This window comes from Oleiphilus sp. HI0080 (genome assembly GCF_001635135.1).
Map to the genome: position 1 here is coordinate 1 of NZ_LWFU01000023.1, position 440 is coordinate 440.

Below are 440 nucleotides of genomic sequence, written 5' to 3' on the forward strand. Positions count from 1 at the left end.
AGTAGGTCGTCCGTGATTACACTGCCCGCTTCGCTCTGTCTCCTCCATGTCTCTCAGCAAGGCATTCATCTCAGCTTGCGTCAGCACTCGATTTGCTCTTACCGAACCATGACATGCCATGGTTCCCATCAACTCGTTCGCTTTTGCTTCAAGCTGATCTGAATAGCCACTACCCAACATATCACTGAGCACATCTCTCACCAGCTGGACAACGTCCACCTTTTGCAGAATAACTGGCACCTCTCGAACTATCAGTGCCTCTGGGCCGCTCCGCTCGACTAACAAGCCAAACTTGCGAAGCTCATCTGAGCACTCTTCAGCCACATCAGCCTCCCTAGAGCTCACCGCCAAAGAAATAGGTACTAACAGCGGTTGAGCCTGAATACCGGCACCGTAAAAGTCGGCTTTCATTTGCTCGTAAGTAATACGCTCATGCGCTG

General features: G+C 51.4%; 1 pseudogene. It reads right to left on the bottom strand.

Features of this window, described 5'->3' with window-relative positions:
- A pseudogene (gene mutL, locus A3751_RS00425) lies at window positions 1-440 on the bottom strand (DNA mismatch repair protein MutL); the annotation flags it as partial.